This window comes from uncultured Methanospirillum sp. (assembly GCF_963668415.2).
Lineage (GTDB): Archaea > Halobacteriota > Methanomicrobia > Methanomicrobiales > Methanospirillaceae > Methanospirillum.
Genome location: NZ_CAXXDL010000001.1, coordinates 1095884 through 1120783, shown reverse-complemented (window position 1 = coordinate 1120783; position 24900 = coordinate 1095884). Strand labels below are relative to the sequence as shown.

The 24900-nt window shown below is 43.8% G+C and carries 20 protein-coding genes; 7 read left to right on the top strand and 13 right to left on the bottom strand.

From position 1 onward, the window contains the following. Positions 1-22: 22 nt before the first annotated feature. Positions 23-2122, bottom strand: a complete 2100-nt coding sequence (locus ACHZA2_RS05140; protein WP_319578812.1) for an NHL repeat-containing protein — start codon at positions 2120-2122, stop codon at positions 23-25. Positions 2123-2211: 89 nt separating this feature from the next. Further along, complete coding sequence (locus tag ACHZA2_RS05135) at positions 2212-3432, bottom strand: Yip1 family protein (RefSeq protein WP_394698495.1); 1221 nt, start codon at positions 3430-3432, stop codon at positions 2212-2214. Positions 3433-3622: 190 nt separating this feature from the next. Here ACHZA2_RS05135 and ACHZA2_RS05130 point away from each other — a divergent pair, with 190 nt between their 5' ends. Beyond that, positions 3623-4558: a DUF4013 domain-containing protein gene (locus ACHZA2_RS05130; RefSeq protein WP_319578810.1), complete on the top strand. Its 936-nt coding sequence runs from the start codon at positions 3623-3625 to the stop codon at positions 4556-4558. Between the two features lie 665 nt (positions 4559-5223). On the opposite strand, the gene ACHZA2_RS05125 is transcribed toward ACHZA2_RS05130, so the two are convergent. Further along, positions 5224-5607 (bottom strand): DUF5658 family protein, encoded by a 384-nt coding sequence (locus ACHZA2_RS05125; protein WP_319578809.1) that lies wholly within the window; start codon positions 5605-5607, stop codon positions 5224-5226. A 597-nt stretch (positions 5608-6204) separates the two neighbouring features. Here ACHZA2_RS05125 and ACHZA2_RS05120 point away from each other — a divergent pair. After that, on the top strand, positions 6205-7797 hold the full coding sequence (locus ACHZA2_RS05120; protein ID WP_319580944.1) for an IS1634 family transposase: 1593 nt from the start codon (positions 6205-6207) through the stop codon (positions 7795-7797). Positions 7798-8579: 782 nt separating this feature from the next. Here ACHZA2_RS05120 and ACHZA2_RS05115 read toward each other — a convergent pair. Together ACHZA2_RS05115 and ACHZA2_RS05110 are read right to left on the bottom strand one after the other, a co-directional pair. Next, positions 8580-10532 (bottom strand): putative cobaltochelatase, encoded by a 1953-nt coding sequence (locus tag ACHZA2_RS05115; protein ID WP_319578808.1) that lies wholly within the window; start codon positions 10530-10532, stop codon positions 8580-8582. 17 nt (positions 10533-10549) lie between these two features. Beyond that, positions 10550-11617, bottom strand: a complete 1068-nt coding sequence (locus tag ACHZA2_RS05110) for an AAA family ATPase (RefSeq protein ID WP_319578807.1) — start codon at positions 11615-11617, stop codon at positions 10550-10552. A 188-nt stretch (positions 11618-11805) separates the two neighbouring features. Between ACHZA2_RS05110 and cobN the strand changes: the two genes are divergently transcribed. The 4 genes from cobN (at position 11806) to ACHZA2_RS05090 (ending at position 17306) form a co-directional block, all read left to right on the top strand. Next, complete coding sequence (gene cobN, locus ACHZA2_RS05105) at positions 11806-15627, top strand: cobaltochelatase subunit CobN (protein WP_319578806.1); 3822 nt, start codon at positions 11806-11808, stop codon at positions 15625-15627. A gap of 170 nt (positions 15628-15797) precedes the next feature. After that, the gene (locus ACHZA2_RS05100) at positions 15798-16403 is read left to right on the top strand and encodes a hypothetical protein (RefSeq protein ID WP_394698494.1); all 606 of its coding nucleotides are present in this window, start codon (positions 15798-15800) and stop codon (positions 16401-16403) included. A 253-nt stretch (positions 16404-16656) separates the two neighbouring features. Next, positions 16657-16869 carry a nucleotidyltransferase domain-containing protein gene (locus tag ACHZA2_RS05095; RefSeq protein WP_319578804.1) on the top strand — a complete coding sequence of 71 codons (213 nt, stop codon included), beginning with the start codon at positions 16657-16659 and terminating at the stop codon, positions 16867-16869. Positions 16870-17069: 200 nt separating this feature from the next. Next, entirely contained in the window at positions 17070-17306 is a 237-nt protein-coding gene (locus ACHZA2_RS05090) for a DUF86 domain-containing protein (protein ID WP_394698637.1), read from the top strand. A gap of 133 nt (positions 17307-17439) precedes the next feature. On the opposite strand, the gene ACHZA2_RS05085 is transcribed toward ACHZA2_RS05090, so the two are convergent. From ACHZA2_RS05085 to hmd, 8 genes are all read right to left on the bottom strand, one after another. Beyond that, complete coding sequence (locus tag ACHZA2_RS05085; protein WP_319578803.1) at positions 17440-17649, bottom strand: hypothetical protein; 210 nt, start codon at positions 17647-17649, stop codon at positions 17440-17442. Positions 17650-17919: 270 nt separating this feature from the next. Then, entirely contained in the window at positions 17920-18450 is a 531-nt protein-coding gene (locus ACHZA2_RS05080; protein ID WP_319578802.1) for a hypothetical protein, read from the bottom strand. Positions 18451-18987: 537 nt separating this feature from the next. Continuing rightward, positions 18988-19821 carry a class I SAM-dependent methyltransferase gene (locus ACHZA2_RS05075; RefSeq protein WP_319578800.1) on the bottom strand — a complete coding sequence of 278 codons (834 nt, stop codon included), beginning with the start codon at positions 19819-19821 and terminating at the stop codon, positions 18988-18990. Continuing rightward, complete coding sequence (locus tag ACHZA2_RS05070; protein WP_319578799.1) at positions 19818-20375, bottom strand: hypothetical protein; 558 nt, start codon at positions 20373-20375, stop codon at positions 19818-19820. The genes ACHZA2_RS05075 and ACHZA2_RS05070 overlap by 4 nt, the downstream gene beginning before the upstream one ends. Positions 20376-20495: 120 nt before the next feature. After that, positions 20496-20834 carry a P-II family nitrogen regulator gene (locus ACHZA2_RS05065; RefSeq protein ID WP_319578798.1) on the bottom strand — a complete coding sequence of 113 codons (339 nt, stop codon included), beginning with the start codon at positions 20832-20834 and terminating at the stop codon, positions 20496-20498. 351 nt (positions 20835-21185) lie between these two features. After that, positions 21186-21665, bottom strand: a complete 480-nt coding sequence (locus tag ACHZA2_RS05060) for a methyl-coenzyme M reductase operon protein D (RefSeq protein ID WP_319578797.1) — start codon at positions 21663-21665, stop codon at positions 21186-21188. A gap of 136 nt (positions 21666-21801) precedes the next feature. Beyond that, the gene (gene frhD, locus ACHZA2_RS05055) at positions 21802-22398 is read right to left on the bottom strand and encodes a coenzyme F420-reducing hydrogenase, FrhD protein (RefSeq protein WP_319578796.1); all 597 of its coding nucleotides are present in this window, start codon (positions 22396-22398) and stop codon (positions 21802-21804) included. A 113-nt stretch (positions 22399-22511) separates the two neighbouring features. Then, complete coding sequence (hmd, locus tag ACHZA2_RS05050; protein WP_319578795.1) at positions 22512-23561, bottom strand: 5,10-methenyltetrahydromethanopterin hydrogenase; 1050 nt, start codon at positions 23559-23561, stop codon at positions 22512-22514. A gap of 282 nt (positions 23562-23843) precedes the next feature. On the opposite strand from hmd, the gene hmdB reads away from it, so the two are divergent. Continuing rightward, a complete protein-coding gene (gene hmdB / locus ACHZA2_RS05045) occupies positions 23844-24893 on the top strand; it encodes a 5,10-methenyltetrahydromethanopterin hydrogenase cofactor biosynthesis protein HmdB (protein WP_319578794.1) in 1050 nt (349 codons plus the stop codon). The last annotated feature ends 7 nt before the right edge of the window (positions 24894-24900 follow it).

Below are 24900 nucleotides of genomic sequence, written 5' to 3'. Positions count from 1 at the left end.
GAATTTATATGTAAATTAATTATCAAACTCCCCTCGCTCCAAAAACAGCAGATTGAATCTGATCATAGTTACACTCATACAATTGATGAGCAATCCATGAGATCTCTTCACTCCAGGTTACAATCCCCTGTATCACCGGATCCGGTGGTTCAATGGTGATGATACTTCCATTTGCGGTTCCCTGTTCTTTGAGACTCCATAACAGCTTCAGAATACTTCCATTTGAGTTAGAAACTGCGTATATATCTCCATCAGAATTTTTGAAAAGACCATACACACCAGGTCGGCCCTTTAAATCAGCACTATAGGGAATGATCTCTCCAAGAGCCGTTCCGTTATCGGTAAATACCTGAATTCTAAAGTTTCCGGAATCAGAAATATAGATTAGTCCGCCTGAATCAGCAAGTATCCCGGTCGGACGTGAGAATCTACCGATATCACTCCCTTTTGAACCCCATGTACCGGTCCAGGTTCCGTTTGCGGTAAATGTCTGTACCCGGTGGTTCATGGTGTCAGTAACATAAACAGTCCCTTTCTGATCAACTGCAACCCCCCAGGGCTCATTGAACTCCCCATTCAAAACTCCCTTATGGCCCCATTCATTGATTCTCTGTCCATCCGGACTGAATGCGACAATACGGTTTTTATTGCTGTCTGCGACATACAAAAGTCCATCCGGGCCAAGAGCAAGACCTGCAGGTGTACTCAGATTACAATATGTTGTACAGTTCGGATCGATAGTGGAGAGATTTTTTCCATCCCTTGAAAACGTATCAATTCCTGTGTTGGTTGAGATATACAAGTTTCCTGAAATATCCTGAACAATTCCAATAGGCTCATATATCGGATTCTGTATCGATCGTGACCGGTCATATCCTGCACACATACAATATTCTGGTTTTTGCAGGTCAGACTTTGAAATTCCATGATTGATCGAGAATATGGCATGCCCAAGCGGATCGGTTTTGACCACGCCGTCATTTTCCGCGGCAGTTGCAAAGATTGAGCCATCGGTATCCTGAATAGCCGACATAGTATAATGAATAAATGGCGAACGTATTACCTCAACCGGTACATTCCAGGTTGTGTAGGAATTGTTCTGCAGAAAAGACTGATTCCAGGTCTCATTCTCCACTACTGGTGGTGTTTTCCAGGACAATGAATTATTCTTCTGAAAACATGTGATCGAATTCTGATCTGATAAAATTATATCATCAACAGAATTCAACGCAAGATGTGAAAACCTGCGACCAGTTTCCGGGAGATTCTCTCTCCGGATCAGGGTTCCATGGGTATCAAGGATTCGCAGGCTATTATCCCCGAGGATGTAACAATAGAGATATCCATCATGCCCAAGTGCAATATCGGTAGCCCAGTATTTATTCGAAATATTGGCTCTTTCTAATGGGAAAGAACCGGTTAAGTCTCCTTGATCTGAATAGGTGTAGATGTATTCTGACCAAAAATCACAGACATATATCGTATTATTGGCATCAATGAGGATCTGTTTGGGTGGATGTACTTCCCCACCAGATCCTGGGAATTTCCATGATTGTTTAAATTCTCCATTTGATGAAGTCTTCCATATGGTCCGGTTACCAGGATCAGCGACATAAATATTGTTTCTACTATCAAGAGCTATGGTTTTCTCTCCCCAATGCCTACCCACGAGTGTTTCAGGTATTTCATAGGTTTTTAGTTGACTACTGGTTCGGTTATATATGGAAATGCGATTAAACAGCAATTCAATCATGTAGAGGTTTCCGTCTCTGTCAGTCACTAATCCCCCTGGATTTATCAATAACCGATTGTCAGGAGTCCATTCACCCCATGATTGTAAAAAGGTCCCATCTTCTGAAAATGCCTGAACCCGGTTGTTTCCATGATCTGATACATATATGGTCCCATCAGGTCCGGTTGCGATATCAGTAATATCATCAAACTCTCCGGGTTCTGATCCATATCTCCCCCATTGTGCATATTGGGTGTATGAAGACTGGTTGGGGGAACCATAATCCTCCTGAATTCCAGTCCCTGAAGTGATAGGGATGAGTATTAAAAAACAGGCCATACCAATGAGTATCCAGAAGAACCAGAGAAACCTGTTATATCCTTGATTCATGATGATTACACACGTTTTGATCCATACATTCGCAAAATAAACCTGAATCTCGCGTAAAATGGGAATCCCTATATATCAGATATATGGACTCAAATCTTGTGAGATACCTCCGTAAACCTGACTGAATCCAGGATATCAGAAAACTCCTGACTATACTGATCATAACCCGCTGCATAGGATGTCATATGGAATGAATACCGAATTCCATTCGCATCAACCCAGACAAGATCTTCATACAGGAAGACCTCAGGCTCACTCTTCATGGTAAGAGACTGACTGCCCCAGTAAATCGCATTATTTGGTTCAGATATTAACTGCATGTGCACGATAGTTCCGGTCCTGTTGTCAATCCGGATCGGTGACTGGTTGAGCAGGTCATAATCCATAAGAGTCTGCTGGGCAATATCAGACTTCACTGCTTCTTCAAGGGATCGGGATTCTACCTGACTTCCAGTGACCTTTATCGGCCACATGTAGTGATGCGAGCGTTCTGACATCCTCTGACTGAACGTCCCCTTTTCGCCGATGGATGAACGGTTTTCTTCGCGTTTATTTCCCGAAGTAATGACATACGATTCCTTTGATTCTTTTACAGTTCTGGTTGTCTTTATTTTCCAGTCAACAGGGAAGAGAAATGTGATTCCCATACCCTCATTTCGGTACTGTGACCAGGAATTATCAGGAGTTGGGAAGATGGTCTCACTCTGACTCATATTAGTCGTTTCCGCGGTCAGTTTGTCCGGCGAAAGTCCAACAGATGATAAAAATCCCTGCATGAAGAGAAAACCGAAACCCAGTATGAGTATAATGGTTACAATTCCGAAATATTGCGTATGATTTGTAAAAATCTGAAATATCTGAAATCCCCTGACAGCAATGATGGTCATCCAGATGATCCCAATGAGCGGAAAAAAGGGGATAATATAGAGGGTAACAAAGAACGGAACAAATACGCGGGTGATAAATCCGGCAACAATGGTTAATACAAACTGACCGATGATACAAAGAGCCAATGGAGTCTGTGCATAACACCAAATGAGTGTAATCTTCTGAATCGTTGCAGGTAATCTGAAAAGACGAATACCCAGATATGTAACGATGATGAGAGTAAGAATCAAACCGATATAGCGCAGGAGGAAGATCACAAGAGTCTGACCATATCCGGGGAACAGATCCATGAATAACGCCGGAGTCATTCGGGGATTCATAAACGAAAAGACGATGGTAGAGAGTGCATAACTCAGTACGACGCCCGGCGATCCAATACAAAACAGCGAGAGCGAACGCTTAACTCCTTCTTCCTGTTTCATCGAAAAAAACGATGCCGGATGAACGAGCAGCTTTCTGATTTCTGAATAGACAGACATACACACCAATTCTATAAGAATCGCAGGTTTTTCTTCCGTTACGATAACCCAGATCCAACTATAATCCTCACAAGAAAAGCATATAATAATTATTAAATGATATCAAATTCTCAAATAGTATTACTGATCCCTCATGCATACATCAGAGAGAATAACATCAACATTTCAGTATGTTATTGATGGAGTAATTCGTCAACCAAAGACATTGATTCTCTTATCAATACTTGGAATAGGGAATTTCCTGATCGACGTAGGACAAAAATCACTGGTTCACAAATACTGTCACGGATTACAATTGGGAGATCCGGTATTTCTCCCCCAACCTTTTCTCCAGTACGCATTGTATGTTGTAATCATCATGATCATTGTCGGGATGCTATTGATGATACTGCAGTCCGGGTATGTTGTCCAGATATACCGGGGTATCTCCCCAGCCCCGCCAGTCAGGGATGTGAAGGCTCTTTTCCGGGATGGGTTTTTTCTCTCGATAATTGGTCTAGGGTATAGTATCATTCCCGTATTGATCGGGGTCTGGACCGTTCTTCTCCCATTACAACAAAAGATGGGTGAATTTCACAATATTTCGTCATCTTCCGAGCCCTTTGTGATCTCACCTGAACTACTCCAGACCATAGGTATTATAATCGGGGGATTTGTTCTGTCCATGCTGTTATACATAATTTTTTGTACTATCAGTTTTGTCGGTCTTATCCGGTTCAGCCGAACCGGTAGTATCAGATCTGCATTTGAAATACCTGCACTCCTCGCAAAGATAGGTGATATTGGATGGGTTCGGTATCTCCTGTCTCTTCTTCTCCTGCTTTTTTTTACGGCCTTGTTCTCTGGTGGAATTTATCTGATAACCTTGGTTTGTGCGATCTTTGGAATAATTACGGAGACTGTTTTTCCAGGTATAAATGAAATAATGCTTGGTATTCGGATCCTCGTGTCAATTTTCCTTGATGTTCTGATAGTTGTTTTTAATGCCAGGTATCTCTCTTTGCTGTATGATGCCGGAACAGAATCCGTCCAGGAACCTGCAATAAGTTCAGAGACCCGAGAATTCTGACCATAATTACATAGATTATCGATAAACACCGTTTTTTAGTAACACTCTCAAAATCCGGAATCTGATGTGAAAAAAACGAGTCAAGGAAAGGAGAAATGCCAGACAACCCGATCCTGGCTGTTTACATACTTCGTGGCACTACTTGGGCCTGAACCTTTTCCTTTTGCACGAAACCGGTTGGAAGAGGTGATTCTCAGAGTTTCAGTACTGGGGATCCTGATCTGGATTGTGATAACAAATTGGTGATACCGAATGGGTCTTATGAATCAGTACTGTTCAGAATCGTTTTCCCTGTGATGATATCCAGGGGGTATTAATGAAATTTATACTCATCTCCACGATCAGGTTTAGAATCAGGGTGACACAGATAATAATAGAAACAAACGATCAATAGTCTTGATTTATAATTGGTATTGTGAGAATCCAAATATTGTTAAAAAATCCAGAGTTTGATTAAGAAGGTCTCATCTGTATGGGGTTTCCTCCAGCTATCAAATCATCATTGTATACATGGGAAATTGTAGGTCTGAACTGTTCCCAATTAATAGTTCTTCAATTTGCCGTAAATGATTTCCTGGTGCACTCTATTTCGTGAAAGTTATGAGATCGGAAAAATGAGCCATAATTCGTACATACAACGAAACTAATTTTATAAATAAAAGGATCTACCAAAGGCCGAAAAGAACCAGGATGTTGTTTCCAACTACCGCAGCATTCTGCAGCAGAACAAGTCCCCCAGCAACCCATGCAGCCTTTGGACTATACCGGTCTGACGTGGTTAGCGCAATATACAGCCATAGGAGAAACAGCATCTTTGCAAATGTCATAATCGGCCAGAACCAGATTGACTCAAGAAACTGATTAAACAGAGGATTTAATTCAGTACCTCCATGATCAATCACCAATCTGGTGGTCACGAGATCCAGAATCTGCACCCATACTATCACAGCAATCACTGCGATCCATGTGCTTGGATCTGATCTGGAAGATGGGATTTCACCTGACCAGCATTTCAGTCGTGTAGATCTTATACCTGCATTGATATCCATGCACGGTGATCAGTTCACCGGCATAAAAAGAAATGCATAGCACTATGGAGCTCAAATGGACGATGCGACCAGTATTGTGAATAATATTTTTTGGATGTGAATGCAGGTATACCAAAAGATAGTGATTATGAATTGAGATGATTAATATTCAATAGGTACTACTTCGCTTACAGAACCTGACTGCTCATTGGGTATTGTGAGAATGTAATGAAGATCACGCATGTCAATTTTTTTCAGCTTGTAATATGATCCCATTACCATAGCCCTGAAAAAGGTCAAAAAATTTCATTGTTAGATATTTAAAAGAATCATCAGCTCATCTCTCATTACAGAGACCAGAATTTTACTTCACAATTCAACTATTTTTGTGGTAATGGTCATTTGAGAATATCAGATCGATTGATCCAGGTTCTATAATAACCTGCTATTTGATTAACCCATTTTGTAACCTCACCTCCCGACACATAAGCGCATAAGGTTGTGAAAAACTCTATCCTCCTATTCCTGATACAAGATATTCCTCTATAAAGCGATTCTTTCACTTTTCCTTAACAATTAAATATAAATTTATTATGCGCTTATATCATAGTGGCAGAAATGAAGTCCACCATACGTATCAAGAAGATTAATGGGAAGGAGTACTGGTACGAAGACACCCCGTATTATGACAAAGAGAAAAAACAGATCCGCCACAAGTCAAAGTACCTGGGGAAAAATATCGACGGGCAGCCAGTGAAGGTCCGTAGTGATGAAATGATTCCTGCTCGGTTGTCCGTATCTTCTGCTCCAAAAGCTGCGTATTTTCATGGGAATCTGCTCCCTCTTCAAAACATCACCCCGGAACTCTCAATTCAGGCTACTCTTGAAGAATTTCTGACTGAAATTGAGACAGATACGCTCTTATCTCTTGTGTACAACCGTATCCTACGCCCTACTGCAATGTCTAATATTCAGTCTTGGTACGAAGGGTCCTCTCTCTGGATCAATAACAATAAGTTACCGCTGAGTGGACAACGAATCAGCGAGCTCCTATCAAATATTGGTCAAAGTAACATTCCTGAAGAGTTTATGGAACGGTTTGCCGCTCAAATCGAACCAAACGCAACTCTTCTCTACGACATCACCAGTCTGTCGAGTTCTTCAAAACTATTAGAGTGCCTCGAATATGGATATAATCGGGATAATGACGGTCTTCCCCAGATAAATCTCTCCCTCGTTGTAGACAAGGACAAGGGAATACCTGTTCGTTATGATGTATATCCTGGAAGCATTGCAGATATTTCAACACTAAAAAATACTATCATTCGGCTAAAAGATGCCGGTTCGCAGCAATTTCGCTTGGTTATGGATAGGGGATTTTTTTCGCAAACCACCCTTGCAGAACTGATTGACGAAAAAATTCCATTTATCATCCCAGCTACGATCCAACTCACTTCCGTTAAGGAGTTGATGAGTAAAGCTCAAACGCGAGTTAAACAGGCTGAATATCTTCAGAAACACGAGAAAGGACCAATATTTGCAATGCCTGTAACTCTTGAGCATCAATTTGATCTAGATGATAGACCCAGAATCCTTAAAGTCAATGGATATTGTTTTTATGACCCTAAAAGAGAACAGGATGAACGGGATTCATTTTACCAACAGTTATTTGACGCACTTGAAAAACTCAAAGGGTGTCGGCCACAGAACTGGAGAAAACCGGAAACGGTTGTTCAGGGAGTGGCAAAAAAATACGTCAGATATCTGAATTGGAAGTTTGTTGATGGTCAGTTTGAGGTCTCAATAAAACAAAAAGCGGTGACACAACGTCTTAACCGAATGGGACGATTCATACTTTTTTACAGCGGGGAGATGGATTGGCTTTCCTGCCTCACCATGTATCGTCAGCGAGATGCAGTCGAAAAATGCTTCCTGCGGATGAAAAATGATTTGGAAACACTGCCACTCAATGCACGGAGAGAGGATTCAGTGAAAGGATATTTGTTCATGGTGTTCATAGCCCTAATTATTCGAATGAGGCTTCAAATGATCTTGAAAGTGACCGGGCTTGCGAAACAATATTCGGTCGAAAAACTACTATTAGAACTCGAAAAGATCAAATTATTCGAACTATCTCAGGGGGAAATCATGAAATCTGAAGTCAGTAAGAAAAACAGGGAGATTTTAGAGGCACTTAATTTATGTGCCTAAGGATCCGGGAGGTGAGGTTGTAATAAAAAAGCCTAGCATCATAAAATCTACTATTAGAATGACCATTAAGCATATCACATTGAAGAAGTATGAATCATAAAAAATTGTTTTATATTGTAAAAATATAGAAATTAGAACCATTCCAAACCGATTTAAAAAAAGCAGAATCACTAAACTGGTAGCAATATACATTACTGTTGTCAGTCTTATGTTCGATTTAATTAGGTGAAAGTTTTTTTGTCCTATAAATATTCCTTCAATAAAAGCAATAAGTAAACTGCTATCAATGATCCAGGAGTTGTTAATTATATTATTTTCTAATTTTAAAAAGAACATACAACTTATTGTCATAAAACAAATAAAAAAATTGACCATTAATCCGATTAAGAGATATAAATACGTGGATTCTCCTTTTTTATGTAATACATACAACTGCTGCATTCCCAGAGCAAAAATGATTAATATCAACGCTCCAATTGGTGGAAAAAGGGTAATTGTTACATATATAAAATTAAAAAACCCAATAATCATTGTAAAAGTAATACCAATGGGAAGGTAAGCACCTACTGGCGAAACCCGTTCTTTTTTTGAGTTATTCATAGATTATCATTGAATCTTTTCATTTACGAAAAAAATAGAGGATATCTAATACTCACCCATTATTTTTGCATGAAAAAGACCTTTTCACCGGTTCTACCTGGGGCCCCCAATGGGCCACCATTGGGGTTTTAGAAAATAGTATGTGCTTAAATTTAATAAATTATACAAACCCGAACCATAACTCATACCCCAATCCCTTTCACAGCCTCTGCAATGGTATCAGCCTGCAACTCCTCAAGTTTCAGGTACTTCGCTCCCATCCCATCTGAAATCTTATGGGCAAGCCCGAATGCGATATAACTCTGTTCGGTATCTATTACCACCGATGAGATACCAGACTCTTTTATGAGCAATGCAACCTCATTAGCATCATCAAGCGGAGCACCGGATCCCATACTCACATTTGCTTTCCCATCAGAGATCAGGATCAGTCGGGGAATGGTGTGGGCATTGATCATCTTCTCACGCTGCAGAACCTCCAAACCCTTAGAGAGACCGGAGGCAAGAGGCGTTTTCCCACCAACCGGAAGAGTCTGCATACATTTTCGTGCAAGTTCTACACTGGAGGTAGGGGGAAGGAGAACCTCTGCAGAGTTACCCCGGAAGACCACAAGCCCAACCCTGTCGCGTTTCTGGTACGCATCGATCAATAGTGAAAGAATGGCACCTTTTACAGCGGTCATCCGTTGTTGTGCCCCCATACTCCCACTTGCATCAACAACGAAAAGGACGGTATTGCCCATCTTCCTCTCTCTGACCTTCTCCCTGAGATCGGAGGGCTCAATCTTCACCGCGAGATCGCCACTTCTCCCGATCTGATGAGGAGCAGCAGCCCTTATCGTTGCATCAAGAGCGATATCAGCGGTCAGTCTATCAGGAATCCTGCTTCTGACATATTTCCCGTCTCTTGACTCTGTTACACTCCGTCTTCCACTGCCTTCACGCTTGAACGAATCAATACGTCTGGGAACAGAGAGAGGTTTCTGGTTGACCTTGAACGGCGACCCCTCTGCAAACATGGTGGTTGTTGAACCATCCGGAACAGTGTTCTCCTGAGTGTTCTGATCCTGTTCGGTCTGTTCTTCCTGCTCCTGTGGTTGCTGTTGTTGCTGCTGGGACTTCTGAATTGACTCTTCTATCTTGTTCTGATCCATCTGTTGATCAGAAAAGGGCTGATTGTGCATCCGGTGTGAGAGGACAAGTTCTGCTGCTTCCCGCACATCATCCTCGTTCACATCTGTTCTCTCATGAAATGCTGCTATGGTCTTTGCTGTCTTGACCATGATAATATCTGCACGGTGCCCGTCAACAGCCATATCCAGGCAGATCTGTGCGATCATATGCAGCATCTCATCAGAGATGCAGACCTTTTCAAGCAACTCCTGTGCCTTGATTATCTGTGTCTTCAGGGCATCTTCTTCGGTACTGAATCTGGCGATAAACTCATGCGGATTCAGATCGTACATCCTACGACGGCGGATGACCTCAACCCTGATCTCAGGATCGCTGATCCCTTCGATAGAAACGCAGAGTCCGAACCGGTCAAGGAGTTGCGGGCGAAGATCTCCCTCTTCAGGGTTCATCGTACCGATGAGGATAAACGAGGACGGGTGTTCATATGAGATACCCTCCCGTTCGATGATATTGACGCCCATTGCTGCTACATCCAGGAGCAGATCAACGATGTGGTCGTTAAGCAGGTTCACCTCATCGACATACAGAATATTCCGGTTTGCTTTTGCGAGAACACCGGGCTCAAACTTCCTCTCACCCTTCTTGAGTGCATACTCGATGTCAAGACTGCCAACCACCTTATCCTCGGTTGCACTGATCGGAAGTTCAACGACATGCATCTGAACTTTTTTTGTTACGTACGTTCCATTTTTCTTCAGACAATCGTCACAGAGATCGCCTGAATGATCAGGATCACATCCAAAGATGCAGTTATCTACGACATTTCGTTCAGGGAGCAGATGTGCAAGAGCCCGGGCAGCGGTGGATTTAGCAGTACCCTTCTCACCTGCGATCAGAACACCGCCGATCCTGGGATTGATGGCATTGAGGAGCAGGGCCTTTTTCATCTGCTCCTGACCAACGATAGCAGAAAAAGGGTAAATTTCATCAAAATGATGCATTCAGGTCATCCCTCCGGTTAATGAGTGTGGGGATGAGCATGCTGGTGTGCATGGGTATGGGTGTGCTGGGTCTTCTGGATAGACTGATCCACTTTGGCTGTATCCATCCGCTGCTCTGAGAACGGTCTTCTCCTCATCCGGTGGGAAAGTACCAGCGTTGCTGCCTCCCTGACATCCTCTTCTAATACGCTGTTTCGCCCATGGTACGCTGCAAGTGTTGATGCGGTCTTCATCATGGTGATATCTGCACGATGTCCGTCAACACCCATATCGATACAGATCTGAGCGATAATGTGTAGCATCTCATCAGAGATCGTGACAGATGGCAGAAGACTCTGTGCTCTGACGATCCGGTCCCGAAGTTCCTGTTCAGGCCCGGCCCATTTGTTCAGAAACTCCTCAGGATGCTCCTCGTACGCCTGCCTTCGTTTGATCACTTCGACCCTGGTGTCTGCATCCATGATCCCTTCGATATCAACACAGAGGCCAAACCGATCCAGAAGTTGGGGTCTGAGTTCTCCCTCTTCCGGGTTCATCGTCCCGATCAGGATAAAGGAAGCCGGATGAACATACGAAACTCCTTCACGTTCAATGAAGTTCATCCCCATTGCAGCAGCATCAAGGAGCACATCTACGATGTGGTCATTGAGCAGGTTCACCTCATCGACATACAGAATATTTCGGTGAGCCTGGGCAAGGATACCAGGTTCAAACTTCTTCTCACCCTTCTTGAGTGCATGCTCGATATCGAGACTGCCAACAACCTTGTCTTCTGTTGCACTGATCGGAAGTTCGACAACTCGCATTTTAGCGGTCTTCGTTGAAAGTTCAGATCGCTTCTGGCAGTCCAGGCAGAGCCCTTTCGAATCAGCAGGATCGCACCCGAAGATACAACCATCGACAACCTCACGGCTTGGAAGCAGGCTTGCAAGGGCTCGGGCAGCAGTAGATTTAGCAGTTCCCTTCTCCCCTTTGATCAGAACCCCTCCGATTTTGGGATTAATTGCATTGAGAAGCAGGGCTTTTTTCATCTGTTCCTGGCCGACGATAGCTGAAAATGGATAAATATCTTCGAAATGGTGCATAATTACTCCAAGTAAAAAATGTTGTATGCAATATTACTAATTTTGTTTTCGTTATATTAAATTGATCTAATTGATAATCTAGCACACGGAATAACAATATTCAAAAATATGTAGCACTGATATCAGTATAACCCGACCATTTGAGTGTGGTAGTTTTTCTGGTTCTGGGCTTGTCTAATTGTGATAATATGAAAATAATTTCGATAATGGGTGGAAACCTGGGGAGAATTCTTCGACGTGCGGCAGATAAAGCAGATATTGATCTTACTTTTTATCAAAACAGGATAGTTGCTGATAATCCTAATAAAATACCCCTAATTCTGGATGAGATGAAAACTGCAGATCTTATACTTCTCTATCTGCATTCCGAGCCATTTTGGGAGGAGATAAAACCACGACTCAAAGAGATTGGGAAAAGTGTTCCTCTCATCACCGTTGGAGACGATCCATCATACTGGGCCTTCTCATCAGTTGATCCAACCATCATCACAACTTGCCAGAAATATATCATGTATGGAGGTGAAGAGAACTTTCTCAACCTCATCAAATATATAAAATGCGAAATATTTCATGAAAAGATCACATATGATGGGGCAACGCCTGTTCCTTTTCAGGGTATATATCACCCAGATGCTGGGAAGTCGTTTGATTCATTAGCCCACTATATATCCTGGTACAAGGTAAATGACCTCATGTATCCATGGGTTGGAGTTCTTTTTTCCCGGTTATCATGGACAACTCATAACACAGGAATAGAGGACACCTTAATTAGGAGCCTTGAACGGAAGGGATTAAACGTCATTGCTGCTTTTTCTCATGGAGTTATCGATCAGGATCTTGGATCTATCGGGATAGCCGAAGTTATAAGACAGTACTTCATGGATGGTTCAAAACCGGTGGTATCAGCAATTGTCAAACTCATAATGACACCTATCGGGCCTATTGATGATCCTGAATTTGCACATATGGAGATCTATTCTGGAGTAGATCTTTATAAAAAACTCAATATTCCAGTATTTCATCCCATCATCTCCACGTACCTAACACTTGAGCAATGGGAGGAGTCTGCCGGGCTAACATCTGATGTCGCCTGGGGAGTCGCAATGCCGGAGTTTGAAGGAGAGATTGAGCCAATATTCATCGGAGCACGCTCACAGAGTTCATCTGATGAATTCTCATCACAACCGGCACGTGACAGATCTGATAAAATAGCAGAACGGGTAAAGAACTGGATCAATCTGGCAAATAAACCGGTACACGAACGAAAAGTTGCCTTTATCCTTAATAATAACCCCTGCGCCAGTGTTGAGGCAAATATTGGAGCAGCTTCTCATCTCGACTCGCTCGAAAGTGTAGCCAGAATTCTGAACTCCATGAAATCAGCAGGATATTCAATACAACCTCCTGCAGATGGAAAAGAACTCATTACCACAATATTAGAAAGAAAAGCAATCTCTGAGTTCAGGTGGACAACAGTTCAGGATATTATCGCAAAAGGAGGGACGCTCTCTCTCATGGACATGGAGACATATCTCCAATATTTCAATGAACTTCCAGACTCAATACAGGAAAAGGTTAATGCAACATGGCAAGAACCACCTGGGCTGAGTATGTCATTTGAAGGCAGACTCCTCATCACTGGTGTTCAATATGGGAATGCTACCGTAAGCGTTCAACCCAAACGTGGATGTTATGGAGCACGATGTGATGGTGAAGTCTGTAAGATTCTTCATAATCCAGACTGTCCGCCACCACATCAGTATCTGGCAACGTACTATTATCTGACTCATATTTTCGGTGCTGATGTCATTGTTCACGTCGGAACTCATGGAAATATGGAGTTTCTTCCAGGAAAGGGGGTTGGTCTTTCTCAGGAATGCTTCCCGGATATTGCTATCGGAACTGTTCCACATCTGTATATCTACAATTCAGATAATCCTCCGGAGGGAACAATCGCTAAAAGGAGGACATATGCCACTCTTGTTGATCACATGCAGACTGTGATGACCCAGAGCGGTCTTTATGAAGAGCTGGAAGAGATTGATAATCTTCTTTCTCAGTATGAAACTGCCCGTACAGATCCAGCCCGGGCACATGCACTCCAGCACCTCATAAGGGATGCAGTGACATCTGCCAATCTTGACAAGGATATGCATATCACTCATGAAACGCCGCTTGAGGAACTTGTGTCAAAAGCACATGAATCACTCTCCAGAATTAGAAACACTCAGATCCAGAGTGGTATGCACATATTCGGAGAAGTTCCTAGCGGTGAGAAAGAGATAGAATTTATCAATTCAATTATCAGGTTTGATTCAGGAGATCCTTCCCCACGAAGGATTATCGCAAAAATATGCGGTTATGAACTCACCGAGCTCCTGACTAATCCTCAAACCTGGTCTGATCGGGATCAGAAATCATATGGTGCAGTGCTTGAAAGCCTGGAGTCGATCACAAAAAAGTTCATTTCAGAGGTAATTTCTAACCCCCATATACCAGAGTATGATACTCTATTCGGCCTTCCTCTGAATACTGATCAGATACACGATCTAGTATCCATACAATCCAGAATATTGGACATTCATTCACGGATAGGGGCATCGGACGAGATCAACGCACTTTTACACGGATTTAAGGGAGGGTATATCTCTCCAGGTCCTTCAGGTCTCATCTCCCGTGGTCATGAGGATGTTCTTCCAACCGGTAGAAACTTCTACTCGCTTGACCCTCATCGTGTTCCGACCCTGGCTGCATGGAGGGTAGGACAGCGACTCGCCGACGCAGTGATTCAAAAACATCTGGAAGAAGAGGGATCTGTTCCTGAAAATGTTGCCTTTTACTGGATGGCCAGTGATATCATGTCAGCAGATGGGGAGATGTATGCCGAACTTCTCTGGCTTCTCGGAGTGAAACCAGTATGGAGTCCGGGCGGGCAGGTAACCTCGTTTACTATTGTTCCTCTTGAAGAACTGAAAAGACCGAGGATCGATATTACTGTTCGAACCTCTGGAATACTGAGAGACAATTTCAGTAACTGTTACGAACTTGTCGATGAGGCGGTGATGGCAGTTGCCTCGCTTGACGAACCGCCAGAACAGAACTTCATCAAAAAACATACAGCAAAGTTGATCGATGAGGAGGGGTTTACTCTTCGGGATGCTACGCTGAGAATCTTCTCATCCCGTCCTAAAACATATGGAAACGGTGTTAATCTTGCGGTTTTAGCCAGTGCATGGAAAACAGAGGCAGACCTTGCAGATATCTACGTTGCATGGAATGGGTATGCATATGGAAAAGATATCAAAGGGAAAGATGCACATCTTGAACTCGCTGCGAATTTGTCAACCGTTTCAGTGACGTTTAACAAAGTTCAGTCTGATGAGTACGATCTACTCGGCTGCTGTTGTTATTTTGGAACCCATGGGGGGATGACGGCAGCAGCAAGGCATTATTCGGCTCATGAAGTCAAGCCTTATTATGGTGATACCAGAGAGCCCGAATCAGTCGGAGTTCGGGATTTGAGTGATGAGATAAGAAGGGTTGTCCGAACAAAACTGCTCAATCCAAAGTGGATAGACGGGATGAAAGAACACGGGTACAAAGGTGCTTCCGACATGATGAAGCGGATAACCCGTGTGTATGGATGGGAAGCTTCTACTCAGGAAGTAGATGACTGGATCTTTGACGATATTGCCGAAACATTTGTCAATAATGATGAAATGCGCCAGTTTTTTGAAGAAAATAATCCATACGCTCTGGAAGAGATTGCCAGGCGTCTCCTCGAAGCAGAGCAACGTGGACTATGGAATGCAGATCCTAAAGTGCTCGAAGATTTGAAGAATAATTATCTGCAGGTTGAATCCTGGATGGAAGAGCAGGTTGGTGAAGGGGATTTCCAGGGAGGAAGTGTTGATATCATCACATCCGACGAGGTCTCATCCTGGGGAGGCTCAATGAATGATCTCCTTGCCAAAGTCCATGCAAAATATCCGGATAAACAAGGTCAATGACCATGTTTAGAGATTGAACTCTATGTATATAACGAAAAAATACCGGGATTGGAGCATTTGATGAAAAAATGAACAAAACTACGAATATCTCAATACCCCATTTCATATATTGTCTGACCATCATGATTCTTGGAGTCTTTCTGTGTGGTTGTACAGCCAATTCAGATCCCGTGAACTCATCCGATGATCCAGCCATAATAACTCCGAATACAAGTTCAGAACCTGGTGAGATATCTCCAGAACCTATCACTCCGATCATCACCCCAACGCCTGAACCAACTCCGGTGAGATCGAATATCACTGATTGGGATCCCTATGCGGTCTTACCTGCCTGGGAACCCCCAATCAATCACACTTCCATCAACCGGGACCAGTCCAACCAGAATACTCGTCAGATACTCAATACTTCATACTCAGGTTCAGTCGGCCTTGCTGGGTTTGCAGTTGGAAAAGAACTCAACATCACAAGCGGTCCGTTCTCTATCACATACACAGTACATCCAAATGTCACATCACCTCGGGATGTCTGGGTAAAGATCACGATCTTTGATCCCTGGCAACAGGTTATTGCTGAAGGTGGATACAACCGGGGATTTCCAAACCAGGAGACTCAGGAGATGACAATCTACCGGACCGGAAGGCACTATATGAGTATTGAAGGTGAATTTGCCAGGGTAGATTATACCGTGAAGACAACTGATATCGGTCCGGTTATCACACCAACTTCGGCACCAGCACCGGAAGATATGGGTCCTGAAGGAGAAGGCCCATATTAGTAGGAAATGTGAGAGGGGGTTTCATACATGGGAAGAACCTGTCAGAAAAACACAGATCAGTTCAGAACTTTCCAGCATGTAACAGTCTGGGGAATACAGAATTCTCAACTCCCAAACCTCCTCTCCAATATCTTCAACAGAAGACTGATTTTTTATAACGATATAATTGGCGATACGGATACACGATTATAGATCTCCTGCATAGGTGAGAAACAAAGGAATTATTTTCAGATACTGCCGCTAAAAGAAGAGTATGATCCAGCTTATTCTTGATAAGAAAAAAAAGATCGAGCGGATTTGTGCAAAGCACCAGGTACGGTCCCTCTGTCTTACCGGATCATCCATCTCCTGCACCTGGGATCCCAATACGAGTGATATCGATTTTATTATTGAATTTCAATCGATGAGCCCTTCCGATCATGCAGAACACTACGTAGCATTCTTGAAGAACTTGAAGATCTGTTGAGTCGGCCCATAGATCTGATTGAGATGAGTGCGGTCACAAATCCACACCTGCGAGAATCATTTATAGGAGCACAGGAATCTCTGTATGCATTCACCTGATATCAAGGTCTATCTCTTTGATCTCAAACAATCATGTGAGTATATTCATACCTTTACATCCGGTTGTGATCGTGATTCATACATATCTGATCCTATGCGAAAATCAGCAGGGAACGCCAATTTATCCTCATCGGTGAAGCGTTTAACCAATTGCTCTTGAATTTTCCAGAAGAAAAAAATTTATTTCCAGAGGCGCCTCGCATCATATCCTTCAGAACTCGTCTCACTCATGCGTATCGCACAATATCTGATGACGTAGTCTGGGGGATAATGAAGAATTCTCTTTCTTCGTTCTGTACGAAGATCTACCTGTTGTATCAGGAAAGGTGTCCAGAATAAGGGAGAACCATGTATACTCATGACTCATACTCATGACTCCAAAAATTTGTAATATCTGCTCATGAGGCAGGTGATTTGAATGAGAATTAAAAACAAAATTAATCCTCTCCTTATCTGATATACTCATCACTGATCACCGGGCACACCCACTCAATATTACTTTTTTCTGCTGCTGCCAATCCATGGCTCTCATATTTATGGGTGATAATTCATGCATCGGTTTCAGTACCTGATTGATCCACTCTCCTGGAGAATCAAGATTCAGTGATACTTTTCCTTCTGCATCGGATGCCTCATTACAGGTAGTATCGTTCTCCGGGGGTTCTGCCATCGCTGGTTTCATAGTAGATCCACAGAGGTGTGACAATTGGAGAAGACCTTAACGCCTAACGGACCAAAGTCTGGAGTGCTAATAGACCATAAGGAAACAATCTTTCATTTCTAACTCCGAAGTTTGGTTGAGGTAATGATATCAACATCATGCCGGGCGGAAAAAATTGAGTGGACATGTTCAGGGAACGAACATCAAATATATCGGTTGTTCCCCTGTCCAGACTCGTTCTTGTCCCAATCCCTGGGAACAGATCCGTACCCTTTCTTTCATACGAACAGATCAGGATATGTACGCCAGATTCTGGCCTTCCTGCACAATCTGATTTATTTCATACAGGTACCTTCGGCATATACTGAGTGCCCGTTCTTTGCCTGGCCAGGTATCAAAATAGAAACTATTCATCTCTCTTTCTGGTGGTTGTGTATTCCGATCTGGCTGACTGGTCTCGTCGGGTGAGAGTAGTTGTTTGATCCAGATAATGAAACTTGAGATACCAGATGGCGAATCTGTTGCAGTGTTACGGTTAGGTTCTTCCCCATTGGCTTGTGAAGGAACCATCTGCGTCGTGACATGATATGCCAGGTTCCTCTCATCTGCAAAGAATGCAAATACCGGTGAAGTTTCCAGGGAATTTTTATACCAGATGCGCCACGGTTTGGTCTCAACCTCCTGACTAATCTCCTCAAGAATAGCCTGTGTTGCTCTATAGAATGCATGAATACTGGAATCAAACTCATCAGGCTGGTTACAGACCTTCTGCATCTGGTCAAGATATGACTGCGCCTCTTCAAGTCCATGTAATTTTTCCATGAATATCATACGGAGTGTGAATATTAATAATTATTTTATGAATCCTGGTGGGAGATAATTTCCTTAAAATGAGAATACTTATTCGCGATCTGGTTATGAAACCCTGAATGAAACTGCATTGTAGCGATCTCGTATGAATGTATTGGGTGGAATATTCTGGTGTATGTACGATACATATTCATACAATATTTGCAAAATATGTTACTGATCTATCAATGACTGACAGAGGAGCCGATCACAAACCAACTGCTACCCATCTAGGTTGTAACGAAACAGATGACGAAGTAAATCAGAACACTCAAAAAATTGTTCTCAACAGGCATATTCATGAACATAGTCATGGAGGAAGACCTCATTCACATGAGCATGATGACGATGAAGATGACGACCATGAATGATGAATCTGTAAATTCCCGATAATACTGGGATACCTTTTTTCGACTCTCACTAGAGGGTGACTCACATAAGACTCCTGGGACTCTGCAGATCTCGTGAAACATATGCAATTCTCCGGAATTGATGGATCTGACCAGCATACTAGGGATGTAATCCGGTCACCAGAATATTCCTGGAAAAGATATCACCGAACCAGGAATCAAAACCGAAAGAAGGGATCCGGACACCTGTATTCTGGGTTATCCGGGTAAACCCGGCCTCTTCAAGCATATTCAAACCAGACTCAAGTCGTTGAAGTGAAGAAGACCTGAAGGAGTTAATATTATTCCACTCAGATAGGGAAACTCCTGGACTGACACAAGGTCCTATCTCTGATAAACCCCTGGATGTGAAGAAGTGGGATGTATTAAATCTCCCTAAACCTGGAAACCTGGGCACTCTATCGATCAGGATCACTCTGCCACCCGGACGAAGTACACGCCTGAACTCATGAACCACACGCTGTGGGTGCAGCACCGACCAGAGCACATCACAACAGAGCACAAGATCAAACGAGTCATCATCAAAAAGAAGGAGTTCAAGATCTCCTCGTTTCAGCGTAGGTCTGGCATTCTTTTCTGCTGCAAACTCACGTGCTGCAGCGATCATAGGATGAGAGAGATCTATCCCGGTTACGATGTGACCCATCTCACAGAGCATGACCGAGAAGAGCCCGGGACCACAGCCGGCATCCAGCACTGCAATAGAACGGGTGCCAATCAGATCATGGAAAAGGAGTTTCCATTTGACAATTGACGTATCTTTCTCATTCTCATAAAATTGCCGCATATGCAACGAATACCCGGGAGCAGCCTGATCCCAGAACGAAGATATCTGCATCTTTGTCTGCCACCCGTCAAAAGGAAGAGGGATATATGCATTCGCTCCGATTCTGTCTCCAGGATAAGGGAATTTGTCAACACCTCTGGGTATCATACAATCCAGTCAAACCGCTCAGGAATTGTCTGTAGTTCTCCCAGAACACTATCCAGCATCTGACTGATATCTACGACCTCACACCCATCACTCTGGTTTGGAAATACTGACACCGATGCGACACAAAGATGTGCCTGTTCCATCTTTGAGATGATCTCGTCACTGAGGTTTCCGACAAGGACAAGATCGGGATCGAGCCTGGATATCAACGCAATATCAGGATCATCAGGTGGCCCCACAACCGGGCACAACGGCCCTACAGGAAAGAAATTATCATTTTTTGCTGAATCCTCATCAACTCCTGCCAGAAGGGGAAGGATCTTCAGAGCATATGCAGCCATGATAATCTGCGACGACGAGTCGAGAATAACAATTCGCTGGAGAGGAAGAGTCAGATTGATCCTTCGGTTCTTAAAATCAGAAACGGGTAACGAGATCCAGGGAAGGCCATTGGCATGTGCAAATACCCCTGCTGCTACAAGAGTGCTCAGCCAGATCGTTGTCAGAAGATATGCAGAAAGGCAGTATATTGTATTGGTATCAGAACGGTTCATGCACTCATTGCCCTCGAATATAATGTTTTATCATCTGCTTACAGCTGGGATCAAAAAAGATAATTTGATCAGATCCTGACGATGAGTAGATCATGTGTCAATGTATGTATCGACACCATGTTACAGATGAAAGTCACTGCTTTCAGGACTCTTGATCCGAAGACTCTGTTCAACTGGCATGACAAATATTCGTCCGTCACATCCTCCACCGTTGTATCCCCCTTCACAAAGAGCATGTATTGCCAGATCAACCTGTTCATCATCCACAGTCATCTCCACTTTCGTCTTGTAAAAAAATCCATGAGCATTTCGTTCCTGGTTCAGGTTTTCGGTAAAATCTCCAGATATCCGCCTGTACCAGGTATCATAATAACTGATTGAACCATGTTCTATCTTGCTTATCTTGTCAAGGACAACCGGAAGCCGATCTGGTTTAATCACTGCCTCGATCTTTTTCATACGTATTACTTGATCTGCTCTGATGATGAATATTACGTTTTATACAAATAGTAACACAAAAGTCATGTATGATCTGATATATAAAATATCACTGCAGACGAAAATCGAATGAGTCAAACTCATTATAGAAGAAACAGGGGGGATTCCTGCAAAGATGCATGTTCCAGTTGCTCATACCTGTGGTTTAAGAATTATGCACATCCCAATGCTGTTGTACTTCCGCCCTGAGTGATGTAATTCCTTTGCAGTAGTACAAATACTACATTAATCATAATTGGTATGAATAGTTTCTCATATTGAACTGGAAAAAATCATGGGTTGGCTTGATATATGGCCCGAATCACGGAAAAATTATGATCCTATGGGATCGCCTGAAAGATACGCGGTCTCAATCCTCTCGTGTGAGTCGGTCAGGCCAAGGAGCAGTCTCTCGGGATCCTGACCGTCCCTGATATAATCAGAGAGTGAGGGTTTTGTCTTGAGGAACTTCCCGACGAGGATCTGATACGGGAGATCAGTGAAGAACTCCTCACAGTAGATACCAATCCGATCAATCGTCTCTTCGTTGATGGCTTCAACAGTCAGGTCTGCCATAAGAACATGCATATCCACGATCTGATCTCCTATCGCAACGCCGGTGAACTCAGGCGGTTGGATCTCACATGAATGAACAGTCTTTCCGGGATGGTCAGAGGCAAACGCCGGGCCGTGAACCAGCATCCGTCTGACCCCCTGAATTCTGGAGAGGCCCTCAATAAAAGGTCCGGCATGATCGGGATGAAGCATCCGTATCGGGACAATACGGCACTGGGGATGGAAGGAATCGTCCATTATATCTCCTGTTTGCGGACCTCACCTCAGATAGTATGACGGCCGCTTGTGTACTATGTACATTCAGTGAGCAAAAGTATTACGAAATCTCATTGGGTAACACGAGAGCAAAAAATTGTCCTGATAAGATCTCTGCCTATCTGCCCTGAGAGTTACATCCGGCAGAACAGGGAAAGAACAGAAATTGTTTCCACCTAACTGAATTAACCGGTAACAGGAGCGAGTCAGTATAATCGTTCATCATCTCCTGACCAAAGATGATCGACCAGGGTTGTGAACCACTCGACATCTCCGAGATCGCCTGGCATGCAAGGGGAATTGCTGCCCTGACCTCAGGCGAGAGTCCGATATGCATATCCGGATATGTCACCAGCCCTGGCTGACACCAGAGCAGAAGAATCTCTATTACATCCTTCATCATGATCAGGGTTTCAGCCACTCCTCCGGGCCGATGATCCGTTATTCTTCCGGCAGGAAGATCAGATATGCTGATCAACGTGAGTGTGCCGGGTTTTGCCCCGAAATCTGCTGCATCAACCACAATAAGGCGGCGGGTTATCATGGGATCAAGCAGTGAGAAGACGAACTCATTTCCACCGGTTCCGGCATCCACCGCCTTTACCCCTGCCGGGAGAGAACACTTCTTCAGGCTCTGTATTACTGCAGGCCCGAATCCATCATCTGCATAGAGCGGATTTCCACATCCGGTGATGACTGTTTCAGGAAAGAACATTACAAACCTTAATTCTCATCTGGTATCATGTCATGAACAGGAGATTATGAGAAAAGATCTCCTGTGACCTTGATGTTCTGGCCTCTTCGCGAGAGTTCATCTGATTGATGGCGTTACTTACACATTCCATCAGGAGTACATGCTTTGTTCTTCCTCTTCTCGAGAGCCTGAAGAACGGTTGGCAGGATCTCACCAACGGCTCCAAAGTTCATGGAGTCTGCAGTACCGAGGAATACACCGGGGTCAAGATGTTCTTCGAGATTTTTAATCCCGACTTTGTTCATGAGTGCAGTCACCTGCTCAAGTGACTCCTTTGCCATCATCTGGGTGAAACTGGCCGGAGCTCCAAGAACGTTCATGACAGACTCACGGTAGGTGAGCAATCCTGCATAGGTCACAGCGGTAAGGGCTGCACACATATCGCATACCGGTCCGAGAAGTTCTGCGGGAAGCTTAAACGCCTCTCCACGTGCAAGGGCTCCGATCTCATAGAGCTTCTTGATCGTCTCTTCATTTGCATATCCCTCTGAGATGAATGCCTGTCCTTTCATCTCAGGAACTGCGCCTGGATGGTAAGACGAGACATTGACCTTCTTTGCAATGTTTAGTTCTTCAAAGATGGTGTAGAACTTGGTGGTAGGGATGGTGCATGCATGGGTGATGATGGCGCCCTCCTTGATATCGCCTGCAAACTTCTCGATGATACCTTTCTGCATGTCGCCTTTTGGCAGCCAGGTGATGATCCAGTCAGCATCGGCCACTGCTTCCTTGTCATCGGTTGTAACCTTCAGACCGACTTTTTCCGGGTGGGTGAAGTGAATTGCACCTTTTGGTGGTTTTGGAAGATCCTTGGCGACCTCTTTTACCTTCTCCCTGATCTTTGGCATGATACTTTCAGGATTGGTCTTGTGTGCGGCTATCACATCCTCGTATGCGAAGTCGTCAATGACGGTAAACTGGTTGTCAAAGATCGGATCTGATACGACAATATCCTTGATTCCTGCCAGTTCGCGAAGTTCGGCCCCCATGATGATGGTCGAGTGGGTCATCGCTATCTCTGGCTTCTTTACCTTCTCAGCGACTGCACAGGCTCGTGAAAAGTTCGTGATTCCCGCTGCGGCATGTGTCCGGTAACATCCCGCTCCAAGTATTGCAACTTTCATAATTGATACCTTCACTGGATAGTACTACATTCGAATTAATTGGATATACTTTTACAAAGTATTACCAAAAAACTCTGTAGTAATATTGACTCAGCGCCATTGCTTAAAGCACTATCTATTTGTTTCTACCGCAAAAAATCATCAATTGGGCTAACTGAGATGTAATATAAAAAATTGGCTTCTCTTTATGTATCAATACGGTTACTGGTGAAATGGATGGGGGGACCAAATGGCTATGTATTAATCTTAAAGATACAAATGATAGTTTGCTTACAAGGTGTTATGTTGATAAGAAATCTTATGAAAAATATTCTTGACGGACACCGGCCTGACGATGAAGAGACTCTCAGGTTATTCAGGATCAAAAACCGGGATGAGTTTAATGAACTCATGGAGACTGCATTCGAAGTTCGAAGAGACCAGAGCAGAACTGTAAAACTCACCTCCACCGTGCATCTCACAAACATCTGTCAGGTAACACCCAAGTGTGGATACTGCGGGTTTGCAGCAGGTACTTCTGCCGAAGGCTATTTTCACCCGTTTTACAAATCAGAGTCAGAGATCCTTGAGGCTGCAAAAAAGATTGAGGAGTCAGGAATTCCACGGGTCAGTTGCTCCGGAGCCCATGGGTATCAGGGCAGGCAGGCTGTTGATGCAGCCAGGATTGTGAAAGAGAACACATCACTTGAGCTTCTAGTCAATGTCGGTGCTGATCTGAGCAGGGATTCACTCTCCCACATTTTGGGATACGGGACCGATACAGTCTGCTGCAATCTTGAGACGGTGAATGAAGTACTCTTTCATGCAGTAAAACCCGGAGAGAGGTTTGAGGACCGGGTCAGATCGTGCGAGATGATATCTGATCAGGGCGTTGAGCTCTCGTCAGGTCTTCTGGTAGGTCTTGGAGAGTCTTATGAGAACCGTGTTGCACACCTGAAGTTTCTCCGCCGGTTTAAAACCCTCGGAGAGATCCCGATCATGGGATTTAATCCGTACCGGGGAACTCCGATGCAGGATCATCCTCCCTGCAGTCTTGATGAACAGATGAAGACGATCGCAATCACGCGGATTATGTATCCTGAGATCAGAATCACCGTGCCCACACCGACGATCGGGCCTGAAAATGTGAAATACTCACTCCTTGCCGGTGCAGATAATGTGGCGACAGTGATTCCTGACTCGTATCCCCTTGATATCAAGGGGGTTGGCTCTCCGGCATTTGGAACACTGAACGAGGTGGTCAGAGTGATCAGGGAGATGGATCTGACACCAGAACTGCGGCATCTGACTGTCCCGGTTGTATCTGCCAAACCTCTTGTCCCAGGAGTATGAGGGAAGA